Below are 25694 nucleotides of genomic sequence, written 5' to 3' on the forward strand. Positions count from 1 at the left end.
GTGTCAGCTAGCGGATTGGGCACTGATTCACCGCTATCGGGGGCAAGCCCCCTCCCACATTTTTACCGCAGTGTCTGTTAGAGAATCGGTGAGATAAGCCGCGCGACCCGCATGCCCAGTTGTTGCAGGCGGCGTGTTTCGCGGCTTTCTTCCTGGCTGACTTCATGGGCCAGGGCGAAGTCCTCGAGCAGCATGTGTTCCACTTGCTGGGCGAAGGCTTCATCGACGGTCAGCAACATCACCTCGAAATTAAGGCGGAACGAACGGTTGTCCATGTTCGCACTGCCGATGGCGCTGATTTCGCTGTCGACCAACACCACTTTCTGGTGCAGAAACCCCGGCGTATAGCGGAACACCCGCACCCCGGCGCGCACCGCTTCGATCGCGTAAAGGCTGGAGGCCGCATACACGATGCGGTGGTCGGGCCGCGACGGCAGCAGCAGGCGCACGTCGACCCCGCGCAGCACCGCCAGGCGCAGAGCGGCAAACACCGCTTCATCCGGGATGAAATACGGGCTGGTGATCCACACCCGCTCGGTCGCGGCGTGGATCGCTTCGACAAAAAACAGCGAGCAGGTTTCATAAGGGTCGGCCGGGCCGCTGGCGAGCAATTGGCAGAGCACGCCGTTTTCGGGGTAGGTGTCCGGCAGGATCAGCGGCGGCAGTTCCCGCGCCGCCCAGAACCAGTCTTCGGCAAACGACTCCTGCAGGCACGCCACCACCGGGCCGGTGACCTGCACATGGGTATCGCGCCACGGCGCCAGCGGCGGTTTTTTGCCCAAATACTCATCGCCGACGTTATGCCCGCCGACAAACCCGGTGATGCCATCCACCACCACGATCTTGCGGTGGTTGCGGAAGTTGACCTGGAAGCGATTGAGCCAGCCGCTGCGGGTGGCGAACGCCTTGACCTGCACCCCGGCGTCGCGCAGCGTTTGTGCATAGTGAGAGGGCAGGGCGTGGCTGCCGATGCGGTCGTAGAGCACGTAGACGGCGACGCCTTGGGCGGCTTTTTCCTTCAGCAAGGCATGCAACTGCCGACCGAGCTCGTCGTCATGAATGATGAAAAACTGGAACAGCACGGCGGTTTTGGCGCGGCGAATTGCCTCGAAGATCGCACTGAAGGTGGCGTCACCATTGATCAGCAAACGCACTTCATTATTCGCCAGGCACGGCATGCGGCCCAGCTTCGGCATCGCTCGCAGGGAGGCGTAGGCGCTGGAGTTGCGCGCGGCCAGGGCTTCCTCGACCCACGGGCGCCAGTTCAGCTCGTTGATCGCAGTGTGCATTTCCTGGTTGGCCTGGCGCCGCGCCTGGATGTACGCATCGAAGGTGCTGCGGCCGAAGATCAGGTACGGGATCAGCGTGAGGTAGGGTATGAACATCAGCGACAACGCCCAGGCAATCGAGCCTTGGGCGGTCCTGACGGTCAGCACTGCATGGATCGCGGCGAGCGTCCCGAGAAAATGCAGCGTGGCGATGAAGTAGGCGAGCAGGTGCGGGCCAAAAAAATCCATGGACGATGGTACTCCAGGCAATCCAGTGCCTAACAGACCATGTTCGGTCAGGAATGTCGCTATTTTATTTGCCGTGCAACACTGGCGCTTTTGTGGCGTCTAATGCCCACAATTATCCAGGAGTTACCCGATGAATGCTCGTCTGCTAGGTTTGGCCATGGTTATTGGTTTGTCGCTGCCCGTGGCGGCCCAGGCGCAGATGCTGGCGCCTGGTTTGTGGGAATTGACCACGAGCAACATGAAAGTGGATAACCAGGACCTGCCGGATTTGTCATTGATCCTCGGTCAGCTCAAGCAACAAATGACCCCCGAACAGCGCGCCATGCTGGAGAAACAAGGCATCACCATGGCCGGTAAAGGCGTGCAGGTGTGCCTCACCCCCGCCCAGGTCGCCTCCGACGCGATCCCGCTGACCGATCCGCAGTCGGGCTGCAAACAGCAAGTGACCGACAAGAGCGGCAACCAGTGGAAATTCCGTTTCAGCTGCCCGAAAGCCCAGGGCACCGGCGTGGCCACCTTCCAGAGCCAGAAGGAATTCACCACCACGGTCAACGGCACCTTCAATGCCACCGGCATTCAGCAGAAGGGCAGCCTGGACAGTCACGCCCAGTGGCTGGGGGAAAACTGCGGCAGCGTCAAACCGCGCGCTTAACGCTGAAAGTGCAGGGGCAGGCCCTGGCAGCTGTCGACCACCTGGCCGTTGTGCCAGGCCAACTGGCCCGACACCAGAGTGGTGCTGACGCTGTGGCGAAAGCGGTGCTCGGCGAACGGTGTCCAGCCGCAGCGGGCCAGGATCGGCTGGCTGCGGACCGGCTTGCCTTCGGGTTCGGGTTTGATCAGCACCAGATCGGCCCAATAGCCTTCGCGCAGGTAGCCACGGTCCGGGATCGCGAACAGGTCGGCGACGCGATGACTGGTTTTCGCCACCAGGGTGGTCAGCGGCAGCAGCCCATCGGCCACCAACTCCAGTAACGCCGGCAACGCATGTTGCACCAGGGGCAAACCCGACGGCGCCTCACCATACGCCAACTGCTTTTGCGCCCAGGTATGCGGCGCATGGTCGGTGCCGATCACATCCAGCCGCTCGCCGAGCAGGGCCAGGCGCAAGGCGTCGCGGTCGGCGCGGGTCTTGATCGCCGGGTTGCATTTGATCTGGTGGCCCAGGCGGTGATAGTCGCGGTCGTCGAACAACAGGTGATGGACGCAGACCTCGGCGGTGATGCGTTTCTGCGCCAGCGGCTGGTCTTCGAACAACGCCAACTCGCGGGCGCTGCTCAGGTGCAACACATGCAGGCGCGTGCCGTGGCGCTTGGCCAGTTCTACCGCCAGTGAAGACGAGCGATAACAGGCTTCGGCATCGCGGATCAGCGGGTGGGCGGCGGCGGGGAGGTTGTCGCCGAAACGCTCGCGCAAGCGCTGTTCGTTGGCCTGGATACTCGGCGTGTGTTCGCAGTGGGCCAGCAGGATCGTCGGCACATCGGCGAACAGGCGCTCCAGAATCCGTGGATCGTCCACCAGCATGTTGCCGGTGGACGCGCCCATGAACACTTTGACCCCGGCCACTTGCCGCGGGTCGAGCGCGGCGACGGTATCGAGGTTGTCGTTGCTGACGCCGAAGTGAAAACCGTAGTTGGCCACCGAGTGCTGGACGGCGCGGCGTTTTTTGTCGGCTAGCGCTTCCAGGGTGAGGGTGGCCGGCCGGGTGTTGGGCATGTCCATGAAACTGGTGATGCCGCCGGCCACCGCTGCGCGGGATTCGCTGTAGAAACCGCCTTTGTCCGGCGCGCCGGGTTCGCGAAAGTGAACCTGGTCATCGATCATCCCCGGCAGCAGCCATTGACCGTGGGCGTCGATTTCCACAGGCGCCGTGTGCCCCGTGATGCTGCTGGCGATCTTCTCGATACGGCCGTGGGCGACCAGCATATCGGCGTCGAATACCTGGCCTTCATTCACCAGTCGAGCGTTGCGGATCAACAGGCGGCTCATGGTTCAGAACTCGTTTTGCAGGGCTTTGTAACCCTGCACCAGATCGACGTTGGTACGCGCTACGTCCTCGGAAAACTCCGACGCGCTGACGCTCACCGGCGGGAATTGCGACAGGTCGGTGTTGGGCCCGATGCGGGTGGTCGAAGGCACGTAGAACGCGGCGGGCAAGTCGCGGCCGTCGACCACCGAGTTGTGGCGCACCACGCAGCCGTCGCCGACGGCGCAGTTGAACAACACGCTGTTGAAGCCGATGAACACGCGGTCGCCGACGCTGCAGGGGCCATGGACGATGGAGCGGTGGGCGATGGAAGTGAACTCGCCGATGGTCACCGCCGCGCCGGATTTGGAGTGGATCACCACGCCGTCCTGGATATTGGAGTTGGCGCCGATGGTGATCGGGTCCATGTCGCCGCTGGCGTCGACCTCGTCCGCGCGGATCACGGCGTAGGGGCCGACGAATACGTTCTCACCGATGATGACCTTGCCGCAGATGATCGCGGTTTTATCGACGTAGGCCGATTCGGCAATCACCGGCAGATCACCGGATGGGTTCTTGCGGATCATGGTTTGCCCAACGCGGCGCACAGGGTGTTGAGGTTGTATTCGAACAGCCCGAGAAAGGTGCTGGCCGGGCCTTCTGCGGCGAGGGCGTCGGAATACAGCGTGCCGCCGATCTGCGCGCCGCTTTCGCTGGCGATCTGTTTGAGCAGGCGCGAGTCCTTGATGTTTTCAATGAACACGGCTTTGACCTTGTCCTTGCGGATCTGAGTGATCAGCGCGGCGACTTCGGCGGCGGAAGGCTCACGCTCGGTGGACAAACCCTGAGGCGCGAGGAACTGGATGCCATAGGCCTGGCCCAGGTAGCCGAACGCGTCATGGGAGGTGACGATGCGGCGGTTGCCCGCTGGCAGTGCGCCGAACTTGGCCTTGGCCTCGGCGAGCAAACGGTAGATGTCTTTCAGGTACGCCTGGCTGTTGCGCAGGTAGTCGGCCTGGTTGGCCGGGTCGGCGGCCACCAGCGCCTTGGTGATGTTGTTCACATAGATTTCGGCGTTGGCCAGGTTATGCCAGGCGTGCGGGTCCGGGATGGTTTCGCCGTCTTCTTCCATGGTGTGGGAGATCACGCCTTTACTGGCGGTAACCACGGTGGCGCGGGTTTCGGTGCTGGTCACCAGGCGGTCCAGCCACGGCTCGAAGCCGAGGCCATTTTTGATGATCAGCTTGGCCTTGAGCAGCGCCTTGGCGTCGTCCGGGGTCGGCTCGTAGGTATGAGCGTCGGCGTCGGGGCCGACCATGTTGCTGATCTGGATGTGTTCGCCACCGATCTGGTGGGTGATGTCATCGAGAATACTGAAGCTGGTCACCACCTGGAGTTTGTCGGCGGCCTGGGCCATGGACAACGGCAGTAGCAGACTGAACAACACGAGTAGAGCACGCATCGGGAGACACCTCATTGGGATGACAGCAAGGGCGGGCGGCGCAGCAAGCCATGCACCGGACCGAAGATCACGGACAGCAGGTACCCACCGCCAGCCACCAGCACAATCGCCGGGCCGCTGGGCAGTGAGTAGTAGAACGACAGCAACAAGCCAAGCCACACCGACAGGCATCCCAGCACTGCCGATACCGCGATCAGCACCGGCAAGCGCCGGCTCCAGAAGCGGGACGCGATGGCCGGCAACATCATCAAGCCCACCACCATCAGCGCGCCGATGGCCTGGAAACCGATCACCAGGTTCAGCACCACCAGGGTCAAAAACAGCCCGTGGGCCAATGGGCCGAGGCGGCTGACGGTTTGCAGGAACAGCGGGTCGAGGGTGTCCAGCAGCAGCGGTTTGTAGATCAGCACCATGGCGACCAGGCTGAAACCAGAGACCCAGAGCATGCCGGTCAAGGTGGTTTCGTCGACGGCCAGGGCCGAGCCGAATAGCAGGTGCAGCAGGTCCAGGCGCTTGCCGGCAAGGCCGAGGATCAGCACACCGGCGGCGAGGGAGATGGGGTAGATGGCGGCCAGGCTGGCGTCTTCGCGCAGGCCGGTGCGACGGGTGATCCACGCGGCCAACCCCGCCATGCTCAGGCCGGCGCCGAGGCCGCCGATGGTCAGCGCGGGCAGGCTCAGGCCGGCGAACCAGAAACCCAGGGCGGCACCGGGCAGGATGCCGTGGGCGACGGCGTCACCGATCAGGCTCATGCGCCGCAGGATCAGGAACACCCCCAGCGGCGCGGTGCTGCAAGCGAGTACCAGGCCGCCGATCAAGGCGCGGCGCATGAACACGAAGTCGAGAAACGGCATCCACAGGTGGGCGGTGAAGTGCATCAGGCCACCTGCATGTGCGGTTGCGGGCGGATCAGTTCTTTGCTCGGCCCGAACCGGCAGCCCGTGCTTTTGATCTGCACCACTTGCTGGGTGTGTTGACGCACGGAGGCCAAGTCATGACAGACCACGACCACCGTGCGGCCCTCGTCATGCCAGGCGTGGATATGTTTCCAGCACAGGGCCTGGCCGTCTTCGTCGAGGGCGGCGTGGGGTTCGTCGAGCAGCAACACCGGCGCTTTGGCCAGGCTCATGCGGGCGAGCAGGGCGCGTTGCAGTTCGCCGCCGGACAAGGCCATCAACGGGCGCTGTTCCAGGCCGCTGAGGCACCAGTCTTCCAACACGGCGTGCAGGCGTTCGCTGCGTTGTTGCGGGGTGAGTCGGGTGCCCCAGAAACCGGCGGCGACTAGCTCTTGCAAGCTGATGGGGAACTGCCGATCGAGGTGTTGTTGCTGGGGCAGGAAGGACACGCCGCCGCGACGCGGCACATCCACGCGGATTTTGCCCGCCAGTGGCTTTTGCAGGCCGGCGATGACTTTGAGCAGGCTGCTTTTACCGCAGCCGTTGGGGCCGATCACGCCGGTAAGGCTGCCGGTTTCCAGGGTGAAGTCCACGGCGGGTGTCAGGGGTTGGCCGGGGGCACCCCAGCGCAAAGCGGTGCAGGTGATCATGCTGAGTGTCTCGTCCAACGGCTTTCAGCCACGGCATCGTGCGCGTGCAGGCTTTCGGCGTGGATCACTTTGAGGTGGAAGGCTTGGACGGCATCCGAGCGTTTCAAGGCGAGGTTCAAGCGACGGGCAGCGTCTTCGCAGAACATCAGGTTCTGCCCGTTGGCCAGGGCGAAGGCTTGTTCGTCCGCACGTTTCACCGCGGTTTGCACGGCGGTGCCGAGGGCGGCTTCGGCGGTATTGATCAACTCGGTCAGCGCCAGCTGCTCGCCGCGCAACTGGACGCGCAGTTGCGCGCTGCTGCGCTGGCTGTGGGGCGTGGCGACGATGCCGTTGGCGCTACCGAGCCAGGTCAGCACATCGGCGTGCTGCAACGGCGTGTTGCCGAAATCTTCGAGAAATTGCTGCTGAATCAACTGCCTGGCGAGGGCCGCCGAGCACGGGCAGGTTGAGGAATAAGTCACCTCGATGTTTAGTTCCACGTGGAACATCTGGTTTTCCACGCGCGCTTCGATACTCACCGGGTAGCCCTTCCAGCCAGCCAGTGGGCTGACCAATGCCGGGCGCTTGAGCAGCAGACCGGTGTGGATACGCAGGTAGGCGTTATTAGATAAACCTTCATGACTGTCGAGAAAACGCTGCAGTACCTTACGCAGAAGTGCCGGAGTCAGTGGCTGCTGGTCGAGCATCTCCAGCGCCAGGTACAGGCGCGACATATGAATGCCACGGGCGGCACCGTCGTCCAGGCTGACGCCGGCATCGGCCGTGGCGGCGAGGCGTTGGTCGTCGATCAAAATAGGCAAGGCGATGCCGCACATGCCCACCCAGTCGAGCGGCAAGGCTTGGCGTGAAGCCTGCGCGGCGATATCCGGCAGAGTCAGCGCATTCATGAGCAGGTCCATCGTTGGCGATAAAAAAGACATGTTATATTATAACGATTGAGTCGACGATGAATTTTCTGCTCCGGCCTTTTTTCAGTCATGTCGAGTAAGGACGCTCCTTTATTTGCGGTATTTGTCATGCACAGACGTCAGCTCCTCAACCTGCTCCTGGTCAGCCCGCTGTTCACCTTGCCCTTCACCGCGTCGGCCACGCAGATTCGCAACGCCCGCCTGTGGCGCTCGGACGACAAGCTGCGGCTGGTGTTCGACCTCAGTGGCCCGGTGAACTACAAGACTTTTTCCCTGACCGCGCCGGAACGCCTGATCATCGACCTGAGCGGCGCCGGGCTCAGTGGCGACTTCTCTCAGTTGGTCTTGAAGAACAGCGGGATCACCTCGATTCGCTCCGGGCACTTCGGCAAGGCGGATACGCGCATCGTGCTGGACCTCGCTACGCCGATGCAGCTCACCAGCTTTTTGTTGCCGCCCCAGGATGGGCAAGGGCACCGCCTGGTGCTTGATCTCACCAGCGCCACCCAGGTGCCTCACCCAATAGCGGCCGCACCCCGGCCGCTGGTCGACAGGGCGCACCCCAAGCGCGACATCATCGTGGTGGTCGACCCCGGCCACGGCGGCAAAGACCCCGGTGCCATTGGTTCCAAGGGCCAGCGCGAAAAAGACGTGGTGCTGTCCATTGCGCAATTGCTGGCCAAACGCTTGAAGCGCGAGAAAGGGTTCGATGTGAAGCTGGTGCGCAACGATGACTTCTTCGTGCCGCTGCGCAAGCGCGTGGAGATCGCCCACAAACACAGCGCCGACATGTTTATCTCGGTGCATGCGGATGCGGCACCACGGATCAGCGCGTCGGGGGCTTCGGTGTATGCCTTGTCCGAAGGCGGTGCCACCTCGGCCACGGCGCGGTTCATGGCGCAACGGGAAAACGGCGCCGACCTGCTGGGCGCCACCAGTCTGCTGAACCTCAAGGACAAGGACCCGATGCTGGCCGGGGTGATTCTCGACATGTCGATGAACGCCACCATCGCCTCCAGCCTGCAACTGGGCAGCTCGATCCTGGGCAGCCTGGAAGGCATCACCTCGTTGCATCAGAAGCGTGTGGAACAGGCCGGGTTCGCGGTGCTCAAGTCACCGGATGTACCGTCGATCCTGGTGGAGACCGGGTTTATTTCCAATGCGCGGGACAGTGCGCGGCTGGTCACGGCGCGGCATCAACAGGCGGTGGCGGAGGGTTTGTTCCTCGGCCTGCAGCGCTATTTCCAGAAGAACCCGCCGGTGAACAGCTACATGGCTTGGGTCCAGGAACAGAAACACAACCAGGCCTAACAGCCGGTCACACGGCTGCAGGTGAACGTGGCGCTGGCGCCACCGGAGCTGGAAAACCGGTTGATCGTGGTCCAGCCCACACGCCGCGTGTAGCCGACCCACGCTTCACCGTCCGAGGCCAAGCCGGTGAAGAACGTCAGTTGCCCGTAGCGGCTGTTGGTTTGCGCCCAATAGCGCCTGCCGATCGCCTCGAAACCGCGCAGATACGTGGTGCTGCCAACCGTCGCCACGCTGTAGGCATTGCCCAGCGGATCGACGCAGGCCAGCAGGTTGGCGCTGCGCGTGCAATTGGCCGACAGGCGCGGCACTTGGGCGCAGGCCTGGGTCGTGATAAGCAACAGCAGGCTGCACAGTAGATATTTCATAGGGTTTCTCGACGTAGACAGGCGCCAGCATTGCTCCGTTGGTCATGATGAGCAAGCGGGGGATTGGCTTATTTGTGTTGTTATAATATAACATTAAGTACAGCCCGGCTTGAACGGGCGGCCTGATGAGAATGACCTGATGCCCAATCGTCTCCCCGTTACCGTGTTGTCCGGCTTTCTCGGCGCCGGTAAAAGTACGCTGCTCAACTATGTCCTGCGCAACCGCGACAACCTGCGGGTGGCGGTGATCGTCAACGACATGAGCGAAATCAACATCGACGGCGGCGAGGTGCAGCGCGACGTCACCCTCAACCGCGCCGAAGAAAAACTGGTAGAGATGAGCAACGGCTGCATCTGCTGCACCTTGCGTGAAGACCTGCTCGAAGAGGTCGGAAAACTCGCCAGGGACGGTCGCTTCGATTACCTGTTGATCGAATCCACCGGCATCTCCGAACCGTTGCCCGTGGCCGAAACCTTCACCTTTCGCGATGAAAACGAGCAGAGCCTGGCCGATATCGCGCGCTTGGACACCATGGTCACCGTGGTCGACGGCATGAACTTCCTGCTCGACTACCAGGCCGCCGAAAGCCTCGCGTCGCGGGGCGAAACCCTTGGCGAAGAAGACGAACGCTCGATCACCGACCTGTTGATCGAGCAGATCGAATTTGCCGACGTCATCCTGATCAGCAAAATCGACCTGATCGGCCGTCACGAGCGTGAGGAACTGATGGCCATCCTCGAACGCCTGAACGCCCAGGCCGAGATCATTCCGATGGTCATGGGCGAAGTGCCGCTGAACAAAATCCTCAACACCGGCCGCTTCGACTTCGAACGCGCCGCCCAGGCCCCCGGCTGGCTGCAGGAATTGCGCGGCGAGCATGTGCCGGAAACCGAAGAGTACGGCATCGCCTCCACGGCTTACCGTGCGCGCCGTCCGTTCCATCCGCAGCGCTTTTTCGAGTTTATCGACCGCCCTTGGGTGAACGGCAAACTCCTGCGCTCCAAGGGCTTTTTCTGGCTGGCCAGCAAGCCGCAGGACGCCGGCAGTTGGTCCCAGGCCGGTGGCCTGATGCGCCATGGTTTTGCCGGACGTTGGTGGCGTTTTGTGCCGAAAAGCCAGTGGCCGCAGGACGAAGAAAGCGTCGCCGCGATCATGGGCCACTGGCAAGCAAGCACTGGCGATTGCCGTCAGGAACTGGTGTTCATCGGGCAGAACATCGACTTCGCGCAGATGCGTGCCGAACTGGACGCCTGCCTGCTGACCGATGAAGAAATGGCCCTGGGCGTCGACGCATGGCGCTTGCTGGCCGATCCTTTTGGCCCTTGGTATGAAGAGGCGGCCGCCTGATGCTGGCACCGCTCATCCCCCTGCGCCCGGTGATCCGCCAGACCTGCGGCGACACCCCGCTGGCGCTGTCCGAGATTCTCGAAGACGGCGTCAACCTGGCGCTGTGGCAGCGCCAATTGCCGTTGCACATCGCCGAGTTCGGCGCCTTGCTGGTGGCGCTCGACGAGCCGTTGGCCGAGTCGCTGGTCATCGAGTTGGCCAGCGACGACGCGGTGCCGAACGTGCAGGGATTAGCCGCCTGCTGCCGCGATCTTGAGGGTTACGAAGGGTTTATCGCCGATGTGTCGTGGCTGATCGGCGCGTTTGCCTGCCTGCTTGGCGCCCGTCGGATCGGCGTGCGTTTGCGCCTGTTGGACAAAGCCATGTGCCCGCGCTTTCACGTCGATCATGTGCCCGTGCGCCTGATCACCACCTACGCCGGCATCGGCAGCCAATGGTTGCGCGAAGGCGTGATGGACCGCCGCCAGTTGGGCCAGGCGGATGCCGAGCCCAGCGAGCGTATTGAGCAGATTCACTGCGGCGAAGTGGCATTGCTCAAAGGGACGAAGTGGCATGGCAACGAAGCTCACGGCCTGATTCACCGCTCGCCGCAGCTTAAAGCCGATGAGCGACGGTTAATTCTGACGCTGGATTGGCTGGCATAACCGCGTAGGATCAAACGCTCTACACGGCTTGAATGATGCCCTCTATGCTGCAGAACATTCCTACTCATGTGATTGCCGGGCCCCTGGGCGCCGGCAAGACCAGCCTGATCAAACACCTGCTCGCCCAACGCCCGGCCAACGAGCGCTGGGCGGTGTTGATCAACGAATTCGGGCAGATCGGTCTGGATGCGGCCTTGCTGACCCAGGCCGACGACGGCATTGCCCTGGGCGAAGTGGCGGGTGGCTGCTTGTGCTGTGTGAATGGTGCGCCGTTCCAGGTCGGACTGGGCCGCTTGCTGCGTAAGGCCAAGCCTGACCGCCTGTTTATCGAGCCTTCGGGGCTCGGGCACCCGGTGCAGGTGCTCAAGCAATTGCGCGAGGCGCCATGGCAGGATGTGCTCGCGGTTCAGCCTTGCGTGCTGGTGCTGGATGCGCAAGCCCTGGCGGCGGGCAAACCGTTGCCGGAGGCGCAGCGCGAGGCACTCGCCAGCGCCGGCCTGTTGGTCCTGAACAAGGATGAGGCGCTGGACGCCGCACAGCGCGAGGCGATCGAACGGCAGTTAGCCGAGGTTCCGTTTTACTGGACGCGTCAGGCGCAATTGCCACTGCAGCTTTTGCCAGGCCTGAACGCACAGGCTGCAGCGGCTGTGGATAACTTTGTGGCGCCCAAAGGCGTGGCGCAAATGCCGGCGGTGTGGAGCGATCCTGCGTTGCCGATCTGCTTGAGCCAGGCCCAGGAGGGCGGCTGGAGCATCGGTTGGCGCTGGCATCCGAGCCAGTCATTCGATCACCAGCGCCTGGCGCAATGGCTGACACACCTGGATTGGCGCCGCGCCAAACTGGTTATCCACAGCACCGACGGCTGGATCTCCGGCAACGCTGTGGATAACAGCCCACTCGTCTGGCAACCCAGCGAATGGCGGCGTGATTCGCGTATCGAACTGATTTTCAGCGCGCCACAGGACGTGGCCGCGCTACAGCAGGCGCTGGCGGCCTGCCGTCATTGACGGTGCTTGGCGTGGTCCTGGCGCCACTGGCTGAGTTCGATCACGTCGGCGCTGGGTAGCGGCGTCTTGATTTCGAACGGGTAGGGCGCCAGTTCGATCTGCGCGCTGTGGGCGCCGAACTGGGTGATGGTCCCGGGGTGGCGGGTTTCGCCGGTCACGGTGAATTCGAAATTGTAGATGCGCGCCAGGCGTCGCCGTCCTTTGGCATCCTTCACAAAACCGATGCGTTTCAAGGCCACGGCACCGTCGAGCAACTCGATATCGAGCTTGGCGCAATGCTGCTTGACCCGCTCCAACGCGCGCTCGCGCAGGCCGTGGTTGTGCCATACCCAGGCGGCGCCGGTCGCCAGCAGCATCAACACGAAGATGTTTCCCAGGGTCAGCATGCGAAAAAAACTCCAACGAAGTGAGAGCAGCTTAACTGTGTCGTCGGCCTGTCGTACAGGCTGTGTTTGGTCGCATACTGCGCGACCAGAATTTCAATGGTTTTACGGAAATCCCCTGCATGAAACGCACACCTCATCTGCTTGCGATCCAGTCTCATGTGGTCTTTGGCCACGCCGGAAACAGCGCCGCCGTGTTCCCCATGCAGCGGGTCGGGGTGAACGTGTGGCCGCTCAACACGGTGCAATTCTCCAACCACACCCAGTATGGCCAGTGGACGGGCGAAGTGTTAGCGCCGCAGCAGATTCCAGCGCTGGTGGAGGGTATTGCGGCCATCGGTGAATTGGGCAACTGCGACGCCATACTCTCCGGCTACCTCGGCAGCGCGGCCCAGGGCCGGGCGATCCTCACCGGCGTGGCGCGGATCAAGGCGATCAACCCCAAGGCCCTGTACCTGTGCGACCCGGTGATGGGCCACCCGGAAAAGGGCTGCATCGTGCCGCAGGAAGTCAGTGATTTTCTGTTGGACGAAGCCGCTGCCATGGCCGACTTCCTGTGCCCCAACCAGCTGGAACTGGACAGCTTTTCCGGGCGCAAGCCGCAATCGCTGTTCGACTGCCTGGGCATGGCCAAAGCCCTGCTGGCACGCGGGCCCAAGGCCGTGCTGGTCAAGCACCTGGATTACCCGGGCAAATTGCCGGAAGGCTTTGAGATGCTGCTGGTGACAGCCGAAGGCAGCTGGCACCTGCGTCGGCCGCTGCTGGCGTTTCCCCGCCAGCCGGTGGGCGTGGGCGACCTGACCTCAGGGTTGTTCCTGGCGCGGGTATTGTTGGGCGACAGCCTGGTGGCCGCTTTCGAGTTCACCGCGGCGGCGGTGCATGAAGTGCTGTTGGAAACCCAGGCCTGCGCCAGTTATGAACTGGAGCTGGTGCGTGCCCAGGATCGCATCGCCCATCCTCGCGTGCGTTTCGAGGCCACGCCGATTGGCCTGTAACGACACAACACCCAATGTGGGAGGGAGCAAGCCCCCTCCCACATTTTGCTTGGGTATACAGCCTGGAGCTTACAGCGCGTCGGCTTTGATTTCCTGGTAGCGCTTTTCCAGCTCCTGGCGGATCTGCCGGCGTTGCTGCGCCTGCGCAAACCGGCGGCGGTCTTCGCTGTTGTGCGGTTGCAGTTGCGGCACGGCGGCGGGTTTGCGCTGGTCGTCCACGGCGACCATGGTGAAGAAGCAACTGTTGGTATGGCGCACAGAGCGCTCGCGGATGTTTTCGGTCACCACCTTGATGCCCACCTCCATTGAGGTGTGGCCGGTGTAGTTGACCGATGCGAGGAAGGTCACCAACTCGCCGACGTGGATCGGTTCACGAAAAATCACTTGGTCCACCGACAAGGTCACGACATAACGCCCGGCATAACGGCTCGCGCAGGCGTAGGCCACTTCGTCGAGGTACTTGAGCAGGGTGCCGCCATGGACATTGCCTGAGAAGTTGGCCATATCAGGGGTCATCAGTACCGTCATCGACAGCTGGGCGTTTCCGGGTTCCATAGCACACTCACGGGTTAGGCATTGGTGGGGAGGCACCTCTGTGGATGCTCGAGTCATTGCAGCGCCATCTCTTACGGGACGCCGGTAGGCGGCTTGCCGTCACGCCTGCAGCGATCTGTTTCCATATATTGCACCGGCTTTTCGGCGGAAGTCGCGGTGTTAACCTTCAAAAGCCTTTCTAAGGGCATTTCTTACGATCAAGGCAGACTTTTCCTTCCGCTCTTTACGAAGTTTCAAAGGTGCGGTGGACGTGGGAAAAGCGCCAGTACCCTCAAGGAGCCCCTCGCCATGCACGCCATCAGCTTTATCCAGGATCTGGCCGTGATCATGTTGGTGGCTGGGGTCGTGACTATCCTGTTTCATCGCCTCAAGCAGCCGGTGGTGCTCGGTTACATCGTCGCCGGGTTCATCATTGGCCCCCACACGCCGCCGTTCGGCCTGATCCACGATGAAGACACCATCAAGACCCTCGCCGAACTGGGGGTGATCTTCCTGATGTTCTGCCTGGGCCTGGAGTTCAGCCTGCGCAAGCTGTTCAAGGTGGGAGCCACGGCGTTTATCGCGGCCTTCCTGGAAATCGTGCTGATGATCTGGATCGGCTACGAGATCGGCCGCTGGTTCGACTGGAACACCATGGACTCGCTGTTCCTCGGCGCGATCCTGGCGATTTCCTCGACCACCATCATCGTCAAGGCGCTCAACGACCTGAAGATGAAAGACCAGCGCTTCGCCCAACTGATTTTTGGCGTGCTGATCGTCGAGGACATCCTCGGCATCGGCATCATCGCCTTGCTGTCGAGCATCGCCGTCAGTGGCACGGTCAGCTCCGGCGAGGTGTTTTCCACGGTCGGCAAGCTCTCGCTGTTCATGATCGTCGCGCTGGTCATCGGGATTTTGCTGGTGCCACGCTTGCTGGCCTACGTGGCCAGATTCGACAGCAATGAAATGCTGCTGATCACCGTGCTGGGCCTGTGTTTCGGTTTTTGCCTGCTGGTGGTCAAGCTGGAATACAGCATGGTGCTGGGGGCGTTCCTGATCGGCGCGATCATGGCAGAATCCCGCCAGTTGATTAAGATCGAGCGCCTGATCGAGCCGGTTCGCGACATGTTCAGCGCAATCTTCTTTGTCGCCATTGGCTTGATGATCGACCCGCAGATCCTGCTGCAATATGCCTGGCCGATTGCCGTGATCAGCGTGGCCGTGGTGCTGGGTAAGATGTTGTCCTGCGGCATGGGCGCATTTATCGCCGGCAATGACGGCCGCACGTCGTTGCGCGTTGGGATGGGACTGTCACAAATTGGTGAGTTTTCCTTCATCATCGCGGCGCTCGGCATGACCTTGCAGGTGACCAGCGACTTCCTCTACCCGGTGGCGGTCGCGGTGTCGGCGATCACCACATTGCTCACCCCATACCTGATTCGCGGCGCCGACCCATTGTCGCTGAAGATTGCTGCCGTGATGCCCAAGCGCATGAGCCGGGTATTTGGCCTCTATGGCGAATGGCTGCGCAGCATTCAGCCCCACGGCGAGGGGGCGCTGCTGGCGTCGATGATCCGCAAAATCGTGCTGCAAGTGGGGGTGAACCTGGCGCTGGTGGTGGCGATCTTCTTTACCGGCAGTTATTTCGCGCTGCGAATCGGCGGGTATCTGGAGGGCTGGATCAGTGATCCAAGCTGGCAGAAGGCGTTGATCTGGGGCGCGGCGTTGCTGTTGTCGCTGCCGTTCCTGATTGCGGCGTACCGCAAGCTCAAGGCGCTGTCGATGCTGCTGGCGGAGATGAGCGTCAAGCCGGAAATGGCCGGGCGGCATACCCAGCGCGTGCGTCGGGTGATCGCCGAGGTGATCCCGATTTTGTCGCTGCTGGTGATCTTCCTGCTATTGGCGGCGTTGTCGGCGAGTATTCTGCCGACCAACAAGTTGCTGGTGCTGATCGCCGTGGTCGCGGCGGCGGTGGCGGCCGTGCTCTGGCGGTGGTTCATCCGCGTGCATACGCGGATGCAGGTCGCTTTGCTGGAGACTCTGGATAACCACAAGGATACGCCGGAACACTGAGGAGGCTGGGCCGCCCCGCGCGCGAGCCGCAGGTGTCAGCTTTCCAGCCAGACGTCCCGTGCCCAGTGCCACACCGACTCCCAGGTTTCTTCGGTGACGAGTTCTTCTTCGCCGCACCACAGCACCACGGTGCCGTCTTCTTCGACGCAGTAGTAGTCGTCGCCGTCCTGGCAGATCGGGATCATGCTGCGGTCAACACCGGCATCCCAGGCGTTGGCCGCCACATCCGGCAGGTAGGTGTGGGACTGCGGGTCGGTGACGGTCACCGGTTCCAGGCTGCCGTACACCACGTCGCTGACAGTTAGCAGGAATTCGCGGAAGACAAACGGGATGTCGATGAACAGCTGTTCCTCGATTTCCACCAGTTGGTCTTCATCAGGCAGTTCCAGAGGAACCGGAACCGGTTCGTTGGCTTCACGCAATTGTTCGATGACTTCTTCCACGGCCGGGATCCTCTTGCTAGATGGCGCGGTTTACAGGGGCGTTTTATACAGTAGCTCGCTATAAGTGCAACCGTGAAATAGAAAACCCCGGAACATGTCCGGGGTTTTGCTTACGGCTTGTTCAAGCGTGTGGCTATCAGCCGTTCTGGCGGATACCGGCGACCAGCCAAGGCTGGTTGTCGCCTTGGGCGCGTTCCATGTTCCAGCTTTCGCTGAACACTTCGCCCTGGTCGAAACGCGAGGTCTTCGACACACCGCTGAACGTCAGGGTGGCGATGGTCTTGTCGGCGCGATCGTCCACACCTTCGAGCTGCACGCGCAGGTCGTCGATGTAGGTCGACTGGAAGCCGTCGCCCAGGTCGGCGCGTTCGCGCTTGAGGAACTCGAGCAGTTGCGGGGTCACGAACTCGGAGATTTTATCCATTTCGTTGGCGTCCCAGTGCTGCTGCAGGGACTGGAAGTGGCTGCGGGCCGCTTCGACGAAACGTTCTTCGTTGAACCAGGCCGGCGCATTGATCACCGGGCGGGCAGCAGCAGGTGCGGCCGAACCACCGAAGATCGAACCCATGGCTGGCTTCTGCTCGAACACTTCACGCTGCATCGGCGCGCCGGCTGGAGCCATGTGCTCCTGCTGCTTGCGACGACGGGCGGCGATGAAGCGGAAGATCAGGAAGGCGATGACCGCCATGATCAGGATGTCGAAGATCTGCATGCCCTGGAAGCCGCCGCCCATGAACATGGATGCGAGCAGGCCACCGGCGGCGATACCGGCCAGAGGGCCCAACCAGCGCGAAGCACCGCCGGCCTTGGCGGCTGCGCCAGCGGCACCGGCCGCGCCTGCAGTGGCGGCTGCACCGCCGACGCCGGCGGACGGAGCCATTTGGCTGGTCTGGTGAGTCGGTGCCGAGCCTATGCTTTTGCCGCCACCGAAGCGTTTGGCGTTGGCATCGAGGCTCATCGTCAGGCCAATGCACAGCGCCATGGCGATGCTAAGAAAACGTTTCATAAAGGGAATTCCCATTTGTGGATTGCACGCGCGCCATGTTGCACAGGTGTCGTGACAGTGGCTAGCGACATAATGTTTCGGGCTTTTGCGTAAGACAGAATCCGAAGGGTCTGTAGGACTAGTTACAGATATTGGCCCACACGCGTCAAAAACAAGGGTGGACGCGAAACCTTCATGCTGAACCGTCCTTCTGTCTGTAGGAGCGAGCTTGCTCGCGCAGATCGCCAACGATAACGCGGGCATCCTGGATGAGACGCGTTGTCTGAGGGTTTTTCGCGAGCAAGCTCGCTCCTACAGGGGGAAGGGGTCAGCGTGTCAGACCGCTTCGAGCTTCGCGTAACCCATCATCAGCCACTTGCTGCCCTCGGCGAAGTTCACCTGCACCCGTGCCTGGGCGCCGGCGCCTTCGAAGTTGAGGATCACCCCTTCGCCGAAGATCGCATGCTTGACCTGCTGGCCAAGGCTGAACGGGGTTTCCGGAATTTCGGAACCGGCAAACAGGCTGCTGGAGTTCTGCTGCTGGCCGCCGCCGAACGGGCGACTGACGCTGTTGGACAGGCGCACTTCCTGGATCAGCCCCTTCGGCACTTCACGCACGAAGCGCGACACCTTGTTGTAGGTCTCGCTGCCATACAAGCGACGGGTCTCGGCGTAGGTCATCACCAGGTTCTGCATCGCCCGGGTAATGCCCACATAGGCCAGGCGGCGTTCTTCCTCAAGGCGGCCGGGCTCTTCCAGGCTCATCTTGTGGGGGAACAGGCCTTCTTCCATGCCCACCAGGAATACATACGGGAACTCCAGGCCCTTGGCGCTGTGCAAGGTCATCAGTTGGATGCTGTCTTCATGCTCATCGGCCTGGGTATCACCGGCTTCCAGCGACGCATGGCCGAGGAACGCGGCGAGCGGGGTCAGTTCTTCATCGGCCTCGGTGTTTTCAAACGCGCGGGCGGCGCTGACCAGTTCCTCAAGGTTTTCCACCCGGGCCTGGCCTTTCTCGCCTTTTTCCGCTTCGTGATAGGCAATCAGCCCGGACTGCTCGATCACGGTCTGGGTCATCAAATGCAGGGGCATGTCCGCGCACTTGGCCGCCAGGTTCTCGATCAGTTCGACAAACACACCCAGCGCCCCGGCAGCACGGCCGGTCAGGCCTTTATTGGCGATCAGCAAGCGCATGGCTTCCCACATCGACACATCGGCGTGGCGCGCATGGTCGCGAATCGCTTCAACGGTTTTTTCGCCGATGCCGCGGGCCGGGATATTGATCACCCGCTCCAGCGCCGCGTCGTTGCCGCGACCTTCCAGCAAACGCAGGTAGGCCATGGCGTTCTTGATTTCGGCGCGCTCGAAGAAACGCTGGCCGCCGTAAATGCGGTACGGGATGCGCTCGCGCAGCAAGGCTTCTTCCAGCACCCGCGATTGGGCGTTGGAGCGGTACAGAATCGCGATGTCGCTGCGCGCCAGGCCGGTTTTCAATGCGCTTTCGATGGTTTCCACCACGTAGCGCGCTTCGTCGTGCTCGTTGAACGCCGCGTACAGGTTGATCGCTTCGCCTTCGCCGCCGTCGGTCCACAGCTCTTTGCCCAGGCGCCCGGTGTTATTGGCGATCAAGGCGTTGGCGGCTTTGAGGATCCCGGCGGTGGAGCGGTAGTTCTGCTCCAGGCGGATGGTGACCGCGTCCGGGAAGTCTTCGGAATACTGGTAGATGTTCTCGATTTTCGCGCCGCGCCAGCCGTAGATCGACTGGTCGTCGTCGCCCACCACCATCAGGCTGTCGCCGCCCTTGGCCAGCAGGCGCAACCAGGCGTACTGCACGGCGTTGGTGTCCTGGAACTCGTCGACCAGGATGTGCCGGAAGCGTTTCTGGTAATGGGCCAGCAGGCCGGGGTTATCGCGCCACAGGTCGAGGGCGCGCAGCAGCAGCTCGGAGAAGTCGATCACGCCGGCGCGCACGCAGGCCGCCTCGTAGGCTTCATAAATGCTGCGCATGGTGGCCAGGAACAAATCGCCGCTGGCCTGGATATGTTGCGGGCGCAGGCCTTCGTCTTTCTGGCCGTTGATGAACCATTGGGCCTGGCGCGCCGGCCAACGCTGTTCGTCGAGGCCCAGCTCGCGGATCACGCGTTTGACCAGGCGTTGCTGGTCATCGCTGTCGAGGATCTGGAAGGTCTGGGCCAGGCCCGCCTCCTGCCAATGCGCCCGCAGCAGGCGGTGCGCCAGGCCGTGGAAGGTGCCCACCCACATGCCGGCCGGGCTGATGCCCATCAACTGCTCGATGCGGTGACGCATCTCGGCAGCGGCCTTGTTGGTGAAGGTCACCGACAGGATCGAATGCGGGGACGCGTTCTCGACCTGGATCAACCAGGCGATACGGTGTACCAGCACTCGGGTTTTACCGGAGCCAGCACCGGCCAGGACCAACTGACGGCCAACGGGGGCCGCTACGGCCTGGCGTTGGGCATCGTTGAGGGAGTTAAGCAAAAGGGAGAGATCATCGCGCATCGGCGCATTCTATGGCCCGCGGGGGAGTGGGGCAAATCCCATTGGCGGGTGGCCGACGGAAAACCTGCGGCGCGTGCCGGGGCGAGCACGCGTTCCGACGGGGCTGATGACTGGTTGGTCATGGGCCACAGGCCGCGGCGCGTCTCGCTCAAGCCGTCTGGCCCCGAGATTTGCGCGGCACGCCCCGCTGGTTTTTATGACGCGCAGCAGTTTGGCCCGAGCGCTTGCTTGTGTATGCTCCGTCGACGTTTCGGGCTCACCATTATAAGAACACTGCCTATGACCCTCAGCACCGACCTGTTTAGCCCCATGGCGGCGCCCGCGCAGGTTATCCGAAAACACTACGCTACCGAGATGGCGGTCGAACGCACGCGCCTGCTCTACCAGGGTTCGCTGCTGCCGACCTTATTGATGCTGGTCAACGGCCTGGTCTGCGCCTGGTTGATCTGGAACCCCAAACATTACCTGCTCGACAGCATCTGGCTGGTCTGGCTGCTGGCGCTGGTCGCGCTGCGCGTGATCCAGGTGGCCGCCTTCGACTCGGCGATGCCCAGCCGCCAGGCCCAACCGATCTGGCGGCGCATGTTCATGCTCGGCTCGGCGGTCAGCGGCCTGACCCTGGCCATCGCCGCCATCGCCCTGGTGCCGGCAGACAGCTTTACGCAGCAAGCCTGGGTGTTCGGCCTGATCGGTGCGGCGACGTTGTCCGCCAGCGTTGCCTATGCGGTGAGCCTGCCGGCGTTCCTGTCATTCGCGCTGCCGTGCCTGGTGCCGGCCATTGTCTATCTCTTCTGGAACGGCGCCGCGCAGCAACAGGGTTGGGGTGTGCTCGGCCTGATCCTGCTGGCGTCCTTGAGTGTGGTGGCGTGGCAGGTCAACCGCCTGATCCAGCACGGGCTGTTGCGGCGCTTTCAGAACCAGGCGCTGATCGAGCATTTGCAACAGGCACAGCAGCGCAGTGAACAGTTGAATCAGGAGCTGGTGCGCGAAGTCGAACAACGCCGCCAGGTCGAGCAGGAACTGCGCGAAGCGCAAATCGGCCTGCAGGACCGCGTGGCGCAACGCAGCCAGGAGCTGGACGCCGCCAGCCTGGCCCTGAATAAAAGCGAAGCGCGCCTGGCGATGGCTCTGCAAGCCAGCGAACTGGGCCTGTGGGACTGGAATCTGCAAACCGACGAAGTCCACCACACCCAGCTCAAGGAACTGTTCGGCCTGGAGCCCGAGTTCGTCACGGCGATGCTCAGCCACCTCAAGCCGCGCCTGCACCCCGACGACTTGCCGCTGCTCAAGCGTGCCCTGGTGGAGCATCTCAAGGGCCGCAGCGAGGACTACCTGGTGGAATACCGGGTGCGCCATGGCGATGGCCACTGGGTGTGGATCGAAGACCGCGGCCGCGCCGTGGAGCGTGCGCCCAGCGGTCGCGTGACGCGCATGCTCGGCACGCGCCGCGACATCAGCGCAAGCAAGGCGCTGGAGGAACAGCAACGCCTGGCCTCGACCGTATTCGAAGCGGCCAGCGAAGGCATTGTGATCCTCGACCCGGACTACGCGCTGCTCGCCGTCAACCAGGCCTTCAGTCGCGTCACCGGCTTTGATATCGACGACATGCTCGGGCGCAATGTGGTGGAGTTGCCGTGCAGCCGCGACGCCCGGCGGCACTTTCCGCTGATCCGCCAGGCGCTGCTCAGTCACGGTACCTGGCAGGGCGAGCTGGTGGAAACGCGCAAGAACGGCGAACTGTACCCGCAGTGGCTGCAACTGAACGTGGTGCGCGATATTCGAGGAAACGTCAGCCATATCGTAGGCTTCTTCGCCGATCTCTCGGCGCGGCGTGAATCCGAGGAGCGCATGCGCTACCTCACGCACTATGACGAATTGACCGGCCTGGCCAACCGCTCGCTGTTTCGCGAGCGGCTGCGCGAAGCGCATCAGCGGGTGCGCCAGGGCGGGCGCAGCCTGGCGTTGCTGCATATCAACCTGGACCGTTTCAAGTTGCTCAACGACAGCCTGGGCCATGACGTCGCCGACCAATTGCTGCAAAAAATGGCGCGACGTTTGATCAATGCCCTGCCCGAGGCCGACACCATCGCGCGTTTGTCCGGGGATGAGTTCGCCGTGCTTTTCGATGCCTACGGCAACCTCTCAAGCCTGGCGCGGGTGGCCACGCGCCTGCTGGCCAAGTTGCGCGTGCCGGTGACGGTGGAAGGGCATGAATTGGTGGTCAGCGCCTCGATGGGCGTCAGCCTGCTTCCGGATAATGCGCGGGAAATTTCGGCGTTGGTCAGCCAGGCGAACATGGCCATGCAACACGCCAAACACCTGGGCGGGAATAATTTCCAGTTCTACACCGACAGCCTGCAAGCCAGCACCCTGGAGCGTTTGCAACTGGAAAACCAGCTGCGCAAGGCCATCGACGAGCGCCAGCTGTCGGTGTTCTACCAACCGAAATTGTGCCTGGCCAGCGGCAAACTGAACGCCGCCGAGGCGTTGATTCGTTGGGAGCATCCGCAGTGGGGCACGGTGCCGCCAAGCGACTTCATCGGCCTGGCCGAAGAAACCGGCCTGATCGTGCCGTTGGGCGAATTCGTCCTGCGCCAGGCCTGCTGGCAGGCCTGTGAGTGGCAGCGTCAGGGGCTGGCGCCGATACGCGTGTCGGTGAACCTGTCGGTGCATCAACTGCGTCAAGGCAAGCTGGTCAGCCTGGTGCGCCAGGTGCTGGAAGAAACCGGTCTGGACCCGCAATACCTGGAGCTGGAGCTGACCGAAAGCCAGCTGCTCGACAGTGTCGAGCACATCATCGCCACCTTCCAGCAACTGCGCGACCTGGGGGTGAAGTTGGCCATCGACGATTTCGGCACCGGCTATTCGTCCCTCAGTTACCTCAAGCGCATTCCCGTGGACTACGTGAAGATCGACCAGACCTTCATCCGCGGCCTCGGCCAGGGGCGGGAAGACGCGGCCATTACCCGTGCGATCATCGCCATGGCCCACGGTTTGGCCCTCAAGGTGGTGGCCGAAGGCGTGGAAGATCAGCAGCAGCTGGATTTCCTGCGCCGGGAGCGTTGCGATGAGGTGCAGGGCTACTTGATCAGCCGGCCGATGAAGGCCGAAGGGCTGGCAGATTTGTTACGGAAGAATGCGGATTTTTCCTAGAGACGTGCCTTCAGCCTTTGTGGCTACAACTTGGCTGCCCTTAGATTCAAAGGCCAGCAGGGCGATTTAGTGATGCATCGGACGGGCAAAACGGCAATTCTTGTAGTATAACTACAAGCTTGCTACATCCCTGGCGTCTGCCAATAACAAGAGTCCTGTCCTTTGAACCTGTTGCAACATATCGCCCAGTCGCGCCACCTGTTACGCAAATCGGAACTCAAGGTTGCCGACCACGTGCTGCTTGACCCTGCGGCCGTAATGCACAGTTCCATGGCCGACCTGGCCCACAGCGTGGGCATCAGTGAGCCGACCATCGTGCGCTTCTGCCGTGCCATCGGTTGTTCCGGCTTCCAGGACTTGAAACTCAAGCTGGCCCAAAGCCTGGCCGCCGGCGCGAGCTTCGGGCAGTTTGCGATTCACGAAGACGATTCCGTCGCCGACTACAGCCTCAAGATCTTCGACACCACGCTGCACACCCTGATGGAAGTGCGCGAGAAGCTCGATCCGGTGGCGCTGCAAAAGGCCGTGACGGCGATGTCCCAGGCCCAGCGTGTCGAGTTCTACGGGTTTGGCGCGTCGGGTGCGGTGGCGGCCGATGCCCAGCACAAATTCTTCCGACTGCTGCTTACGGCGGCGGCCTACAGCGACCCGCACATGCAGGCGATGTCGGCCGTGACGTTGAAGCCGACCGACGTGGCCATCTGTATTTCCCAGTCCGGCCGCTCCAAGGACTTGCTGATCACCGCCAACCTGGTGCGTGAAAGCGGCGCCACGCTGATCACCCTGTGCCCGAGCCAGACGCCGTTGGCGGAGCTGTCCACGGTCAACCTGGCGATCGATGTCCACGAAGACACCGAAATCTACACCCCGTTGACCTCGCGCATCGCCCACCTGGTGGTGATCGACGTGCTGGCGATGGGCGTGGCCATGGCGCGCGGGCCGAGCCTGGTCAACCACCTCAAGAGCGTCAAGCGCAGCCTGCGCAGCCTTCGTCTGTCGCCCAAGTCCGTCAAAGCCCTCGACGACTGAGCGCGATACAGCGATCCAAATGTGGGAGGGGGCTTGCTCCCGATAGCGGTGGTTCAGTCGCATATGCATCGACTGACACTCTGCTATCGGGAGCAAGCCCCCTCCCACATGTGCATGTCTCACCTGCCCAGAAGATTCATCGTCCTGTCATCCCCGCGCCGCCAAACCGTCATCCCTCGCGCCCATCCTGAACTCCCCGCACTCGCATTGGGAGACTCCAAATGGCCCGGCCCTACGAAGATAGCAACAGCTCCGTCAAGACCCGTCGTCAGCAGGAAGACCAGCGCCGCATGGCGTTCCGTCGCGCAATCGAAGACCGCTGTGATCAACGCCAATTGCTGCAAAGCATCACGGACTACCCGGAACTGCACTGGCAGGCACCCGCGGCTGCCCAGCGAAGCGCTCAGCCAGCGCGCTGATTTGCACCCGCTCGCTGCGGATAAAGCCCAGGAACGCATGGGCCACCGGTGACAGGCGCTTGGCCTTGGCCTGCACCAGGCACCAACTGCGGTACAGCGGCAGTTCTTCCACCGGCAGCTCCTTGAGCCCGCCGGTGGCCAGTTCCAGGTTCAGGGCGTGGCGTGTCAACAAGGCCACGCCCAACCCGGCCAACACGCATTCGCGCTGCGCCTCGGCCGAAGCGACTTCCACTGTCTGGCTGAAGTGAACGCGTTTTTCCTTGAAGTACTCCTCGCAAGCCAGCCGCGTGCCGGAACCCGGTTCGCGCAGTAACAGCGTGTAAGGCTCCAGGTCGCGCAGGCGCAGCGCTCCTTGCTGGCTCAAGGGGTGGTCGGGCAGCGCCACGGCGACAATCGGGTTGTTGAGGAACGGCAGGAATTCGAGGCCCATGTCCTGGGGCACCATGGACATGATCACCAAGTCGTCACGGTTGTCCGACAGTCGACGGATCACCTGGGCGCGGTTGACCACCGTCAGATGCAATTGCACCTCCGGATGCTGGCGCTTGAACGCGGCAAACAGGTGTGGCACGAAGTACTTGGCGCTGGACTCCACCGCCAGTTTCAGTTGGCCTTGCAGCGAGCCCTGCATATCCGACAGCTGCATATCGAGGTTTTCCAGGCGTCCGAAAATATCGCGACTGGCCCGTTGCAGCGCTTCGGCCGCCTCGGTCATGTAAAGTTTCTTACCGACATAGTCGAACAACGGCTGGCCGATCAGCTCTTCCAGCTGACGAATTTGCAGGCTGACGGCCGGCTGGGTGAGGGACATTTCCTCGGCCGCCCGGCTGTAGGAGCGCAAATCACACACCTCATTGAAGATCTGCAGTTGACGTAATGTCAGCCTCATCAATGACTTACGCATTTTTTCAAGCCTCTTGGCGGCGTCCGGTCCGCCAACTATAAGTCTTTACTTATGCATGACCCAATAATTATTGATTTTTGTTAATCCCTCAGCAGGCTTAGTGTGTGCCTCGCGACTGGCTTGAAACATTTAGTCACGCGCCGACCCGAGTCTAGCGGGTCGAAGAACGCAGCAATCGGCTCAAG

At 62.3% G+C, this 25694-nt stretch carries 24 protein-coding genes; 10 read left to right on the forward strand and 14 right to left on the reverse strand.

Annotation, left to right across the window (positions count from 1 at the left end; genetic code table 11):
* Nucleotides 1-77: 77 nt before the first annotated feature.
* Nucleotides 78-1517, reverse strand: a complete 1440-nt coding sequence (cls, locus tag AC07W0_RS27825; RefSeq protein WP_102618677.1) for a cardiolipin synthase — start codon at nt 1515-1517, stop codon at nt 78-80.
* A gap of 130 nt (nt 1518-1647) precedes the next feature.
* On the opposite strand from cls, the gene AC07W0_RS27830 reads away from it, so the two are divergent.
* On the forward strand, nt 1648-2169 hold the full coding sequence (locus tag AC07W0_RS27830) for a DUF3617 domain-containing protein (protein ID WP_017850052.1): 522 nt from the start codon (nt 1648-1650) through the stop codon (nt 2167-2169).
* On the opposite strand, the gene AC07W0_RS27835 is transcribed toward AC07W0_RS27830, so the two are convergent.
* The 6 genes from AC07W0_RS27835 to folE2 are packed head-to-tail and all read right to left on the reverse strand — an operon-like array spanning nt 2166 to nt 7375.
* Nucleotides 2166-3503, reverse strand: coding sequence for a dihydroorotase (locus tag AC07W0_RS27835; RefSeq protein ID WP_102618678.1), 1338 nt, complete (start codon nt 3501-3503; stop codon nt 2166-2168). The genes AC07W0_RS27830 and AC07W0_RS27835 overlap by 4 nt on opposite strands.
* A 3-nt stretch (nt 3504-3506) precedes the next feature.
* Nucleotides 3507-4067, reverse strand: coding sequence for a gamma carbonic anhydrase family protein (locus AC07W0_RS27840; protein ID WP_017850050.1), 561 nt, complete (start codon nt 4065-4067; stop codon nt 3507-3509).
* Nucleotides 4064-4942 (reverse strand): metal ABC transporter substrate-binding protein, encoded by an 879-nt coding sequence (locus AC07W0_RS27845; protein WP_046381599.1) that lies wholly within the window; start codon nt 4940-4942, stop codon nt 4064-4066. The genes AC07W0_RS27840 and AC07W0_RS27845 overlap by 4 nt, the downstream gene beginning before the upstream one ends.
* Nucleotides 4943-4953: 11 nt before the next feature.
* Nucleotides 4954-5820, reverse strand: a complete 867-nt coding sequence (locus AC07W0_RS27850) for a metal ABC transporter permease (protein WP_017850048.1) — start codon at nt 5818-5820, stop codon at nt 4954-4956.
* Nucleotides 5820-6488: a metal ABC transporter ATP-binding protein gene (locus AC07W0_RS27855; RefSeq protein ID WP_102618679.1), complete on the reverse strand. Its 669-nt coding sequence runs from the start codon at nt 6486-6488 to the stop codon at nt 5820-5822. The genes AC07W0_RS27850 and AC07W0_RS27855 overlap by 1 nt, the downstream gene beginning before the upstream one ends.
* Complete coding sequence (gene folE2 / locus AC07W0_RS27860; RefSeq protein ID WP_102618680.1) at nt 6485-7375, reverse strand: GTP cyclohydrolase FolE2; 891 nt, start codon at nt 7373-7375, stop codon at nt 6485-6487. Before folE2 ends, AC07W0_RS27855 begins: the two co-directional genes overlap by 4 nt.
* 129 nt (nt 7376-7504) lie before the next feature.
* Here folE2 and AC07W0_RS27865 point away from each other — a divergent pair, with 129 nt between their 5' ends.
* Nucleotides 7505-8707: an N-acetylmuramoyl-L-alanine amidase gene (locus AC07W0_RS27865; RefSeq protein ID WP_102618681.1), complete on the forward strand. Its 1203-nt coding sequence runs from the start codon at nt 7505-7507 to the stop codon at nt 8705-8707.
* Here the strand turns inward: AC07W0_RS27865 and AC07W0_RS27870 are convergent.
* Nucleotides 8704-9072 carry a hypothetical protein gene (locus tag AC07W0_RS27870; RefSeq protein ID WP_017850044.1) on the reverse strand — a complete coding sequence of 123 codons (369 nt, stop codon included), beginning with the start codon at nt 9070-9072 and terminating at the stop codon, nt 8704-8706. The two genes, AC07W0_RS27865 and AC07W0_RS27870, sit on opposite strands and share 4 nt — an antisense overlap.
* 139 nt (nt 9073-9211) lie before the next feature.
* Here AC07W0_RS27870 and zigA point away from each other — a divergent pair, with 139 nt between their 5' ends.
* From zigA to AC07W0_RS27885, 3 genes are read left to right on the forward strand one after another with little or no spacing between them, the layout of a single operon-like run.
* On the forward strand, nt 9212-10420 hold the full coding sequence (zigA, locus tag AC07W0_RS27875; protein ID WP_017850043.1) for a zinc metallochaperone GTPase ZigA: 1209 nt from the start codon (nt 9212-9214) through the stop codon (nt 10418-10420).
* Complete coding sequence (locus AC07W0_RS27880; RefSeq protein WP_057005203.1) at nt 10420-11064, forward strand: DUF1826 domain-containing protein; 645 nt, start codon at nt 10420-10422, stop codon at nt 11062-11064. Before zigA ends, AC07W0_RS27880 begins: the two co-directional genes overlap by 1 nt.
* 44 nt (nt 11065-11108) lie before the next feature.
* Nucleotides 11109-12071 (forward strand): CobW-like GTP-binding protein, encoded by a 963-nt coding sequence (locus tag AC07W0_RS27885; RefSeq protein ID WP_102618682.1) that lies wholly within the window; start codon nt 11109-11111, stop codon nt 12069-12071.
* Here AC07W0_RS27885 and AC07W0_RS27890 read toward each other — a convergent pair.
* On the reverse strand, nt 12065-12457 hold the full coding sequence (locus AC07W0_RS27890; protein WP_017850040.1) for a DUF3301 domain-containing protein: 393 nt from the start codon (nt 12455-12457) through the stop codon (nt 12065-12067). The two genes, AC07W0_RS27885 and AC07W0_RS27890, sit on opposite strands and share 7 nt — an antisense overlap.
* Before the next feature lie 119 nt (nt 12458-12576).
* On the opposite strand from AC07W0_RS27890, the gene pdxY reads away from it, so the two are divergent.
* Nucleotides 12577-13449 (forward strand): pyridoxal kinase PdxY, encoded by an 873-nt coding sequence (pdxY, locus tag AC07W0_RS27895; RefSeq protein WP_017850039.1) that lies wholly within the window; start codon nt 12577-12579, stop codon nt 13447-13449.
* 69 nt (nt 13450-13518) lie between these two features.
* On the opposite strand, the gene AC07W0_RS27900 is transcribed toward pdxY, so the two are convergent.
* Nucleotides 13519-14004, reverse strand: a complete 486-nt coding sequence (locus AC07W0_RS27900; RefSeq protein WP_017850038.1) for an acyl-CoA thioesterase — start codon at nt 14002-14004, stop codon at nt 13519-13521.
* Between the two features lie 288 nt (nt 14005-14292).
* Between AC07W0_RS27900 and AC07W0_RS27905 the strand changes: the two genes are divergently transcribed.
* A complete protein-coding gene (locus tag AC07W0_RS27905) occupies nt 14293-16056 on the forward strand; it encodes a cation:proton antiporter (RefSeq protein ID WP_017850037.1) in 1764 nt (587 codons plus the stop codon).
* 35 nt (nt 16057-16091) lie between these two features.
* Here AC07W0_RS27905 and AC07W0_RS27910 read toward each other — a convergent pair whose 3' ends face one another.
* The 3 genes from AC07W0_RS27910 to uvrD form a co-directional block, all read right to left on the reverse strand.
* The gene (locus AC07W0_RS27910) at nt 16092-16499 is read right to left on the reverse strand and encodes an SMI1/KNR4 family protein (protein WP_017850036.1); all 408 of its coding nucleotides are present in this window, start codon (nt 16497-16499) and stop codon (nt 16092-16094) included.
* 136 nt (nt 16500-16635) lie between these two features.
* Entirely contained in the window at nt 16636-17505 is an 870-nt protein-coding gene (locus AC07W0_RS27915; protein ID WP_017850035.1) for a Tim44 domain-containing protein, read from the reverse strand.
* 315 nt (nt 17506-17820) lie between these two features.
* Nucleotides 17821-20004 carry a DNA helicase II gene (uvrD, locus tag AC07W0_RS27920; protein WP_017850034.1) on the reverse strand — a complete coding sequence of 728 codons (2184 nt, stop codon included), beginning with the start codon at nt 20002-20004 and terminating at the stop codon, nt 17821-17823.
* A gap of 279 nt (nt 20005-20283) precedes the next feature.
* Here uvrD and AC07W0_RS27925 point away from each other — a divergent pair, with 279 nt between their 5' ends.
* The 3 genes from AC07W0_RS27925 to AC07W0_RS27935 all read left to right on the forward strand — a co-directional run bounded on the left by AC07W0_RS27925 (nt 20284) and on the right by AC07W0_RS27935 (nt 24605).
* Nucleotides 20284-23157 carry an EAL domain-containing protein gene (locus AC07W0_RS27925; RefSeq protein WP_017850033.1) on the forward strand — a complete coding sequence of 958 codons (2874 nt, stop codon included), beginning with the start codon at nt 20284-20286 and terminating at the stop codon, nt 23155-23157.
* A gap of 162 nt (nt 23158-23319) precedes the next feature.
* Complete coding sequence (gene hexR, locus AC07W0_RS27930) at nt 23320-24186, forward strand: transcriptional regulator HexR (protein WP_017850032.1); 867 nt, start codon at nt 23320-23322, stop codon at nt 24184-24186.
* Nucleotides 24187-24407: 221 nt separating this feature from the next.
* Nucleotides 24408-24605 carry a PA3496 family putative envelope integrity protein gene (locus AC07W0_RS27935; RefSeq protein ID WP_079444958.1) on the forward strand — a complete coding sequence of 66 codons (198 nt, stop codon included), beginning with the start codon at nt 24408-24410 and terminating at the stop codon, nt 24603-24605.
* On the opposite strand, the gene AC07W0_RS27940 is transcribed toward AC07W0_RS27935, so the two are convergent.
* A complete protein-coding gene (locus AC07W0_RS27940; RefSeq protein ID WP_017850031.1) occupies nt 24535-25509 on the reverse strand; it encodes a LysR family transcriptional regulator in 975 nt (324 codons plus the stop codon). The genes AC07W0_RS27935 and AC07W0_RS27940 overlap by 71 nt on opposite strands.
* Nucleotides 25510-25694: the final 185 nt, after the last annotated feature.

The sequence above is a fragment of the Pseudomonas sp. GW704-F2 genome, assembly GCF_059423025.1.

What these genes read in the sequence shown, in the direction of transcription:
- cls (WP_102618677.1), bottom strand. Translation starts at nt 1,517, where the DNA reads ATGGATTTTTTTGGCCCGCACCTGCTCGCCTACTTCATCGCCACGCTG.
- AC07W0_RS27830 (WP_017850052.1), top strand. Translation starts at nt 1,648, where the DNA reads ATGAATGCTCGTCTGCTAGGTTTGGCCATGGTTATTGGTTTGTCGCTG.
- AC07W0_RS27835 (WP_102618678.1), bottom strand. Translation starts at nt 3,503, where the DNA reads ATGAGCCGCCTGTTGATCCGCAACGCTCGACTGGTGAATGAAGGCCAG.
- AC07W0_RS27840 (WP_017850050.1), bottom strand. Translation starts at nt 4,067, where the DNA reads ATGATCCGCAAGAACCCATCCGGTGATCTGCCGGTGATTGCCGAATCG.
- AC07W0_RS27845 (WP_046381599.1), bottom strand. Translation starts at nt 4,942, where the DNA reads ATGCGTGCTCTACTCGTGTTGTTCAGTCTGCTACTGCCGTTGTCCATG.
- AC07W0_RS27850 (WP_017850048.1), bottom strand. Translation starts at nt 5,820, where the DNA reads ATGCACTTCACCGCCCACCTGTGGATGCCGTTTCTCGACTTCGTGTTC.
- AC07W0_RS27855 (WP_102618679.1), bottom strand. Translation starts at nt 6,488, where the DNA reads ATGATCACCTGCACCGCTTTGCGCTGGGGTGCCCCCGGCCAACCCCTG.
- folE2 (WP_102618680.1), bottom strand. Translation starts at nt 7,375, where the DNA reads ATGAATGCGCTGACTCTGCCGGATATCGCCGCGCAGGCTTCACGCCAA.
- AC07W0_RS27865 (WP_102618681.1), top strand. Translation starts at nt 7,505, where the DNA reads ATGCACAGACGTCAGCTCCTCAACCTGCTCCTGGTCAGCCCGCTGTTC.
- AC07W0_RS27870 (WP_017850044.1), bottom strand. Translation starts at nt 9,072, where the DNA reads ATGAAATATCTACTGTGCAGCCTGCTGTTGCTTATCACGACCCAGGCC.
- zigA (WP_017850043.1), top strand. Translation starts at nt 9,212, where the DNA reads ATGCCCAATCGTCTCCCCGTTACCGTGTTGTCCGGCTTTCTCGGCGCC.
- AC07W0_RS27880 (WP_057005203.1), top strand. Translation starts at nt 10,420, where the DNA reads ATGCTGGCACCGCTCATCCCCCTGCGCCCGGTGATCCGCCAGACCTGC.
- AC07W0_RS27885 (WP_102618682.1), top strand. Translation starts at nt 11,109, where the DNA reads ATGCTGCAGAACATTCCTACTCATGTGATTGCCGGGCCCCTGGGCGCC.
- AC07W0_RS27890 (WP_017850040.1), bottom strand. Translation starts at nt 12,457, where the DNA reads ATGCTGACCCTGGGAAACATCTTCGTGTTGATGCTGCTGGCGACCGGC.
- pdxY (WP_017850039.1), top strand. Translation starts at nt 12,577, where the DNA reads ATGAAACGCACACCTCATCTGCTTGCGATCCAGTCTCATGTGGTCTTT.
- AC07W0_RS27900 (WP_017850038.1), bottom strand. Translation starts at nt 14,004, where the DNA reads ATGGAACCCGGAAACGCCCAGCTGTCGATGACGGTACTGATGACCCCT.
- AC07W0_RS27905 (WP_017850037.1), top strand. Translation starts at nt 14,293, where the DNA reads ATGCACGCCATCAGCTTTATCCAGGATCTGGCCGTGATCATGTTGGTG.
- AC07W0_RS27915 (WP_017850035.1), bottom strand. Translation starts at nt 17,505, where the DNA reads ATGAAACGTTTTCTTAGCATCGCCATGGCGCTGTGCATTGGCCTGACG.
- uvrD (WP_017850034.1), bottom strand. Translation starts at nt 20,004, where the DNA reads ATGCGCGATGATCTCTCCCTTTTGCTTAACTCCCTCAACGATGCCCAA.
- AC07W0_RS27925 (WP_017850033.1), top strand. Translation starts at nt 20,284, where the DNA reads ATGACCCTCAGCACCGACCTGTTTAGCCCCATGGCGGCGCCCGCGCAG.
- AC07W0_RS27935 (WP_079444958.1), top strand. Translation starts at nt 24,408, where the DNA reads ATGGCCCGGCCCTACGAAGATAGCAACAGCTCCGTCAAGACCCGTCGT.
- AC07W0_RS27940 (WP_017850031.1), bottom strand. Translation starts at nt 25,509, where the DNA reads ATGCGTAAGTCATTGATGAGGCTGACATTACGTCAACTGCAGATCTTC.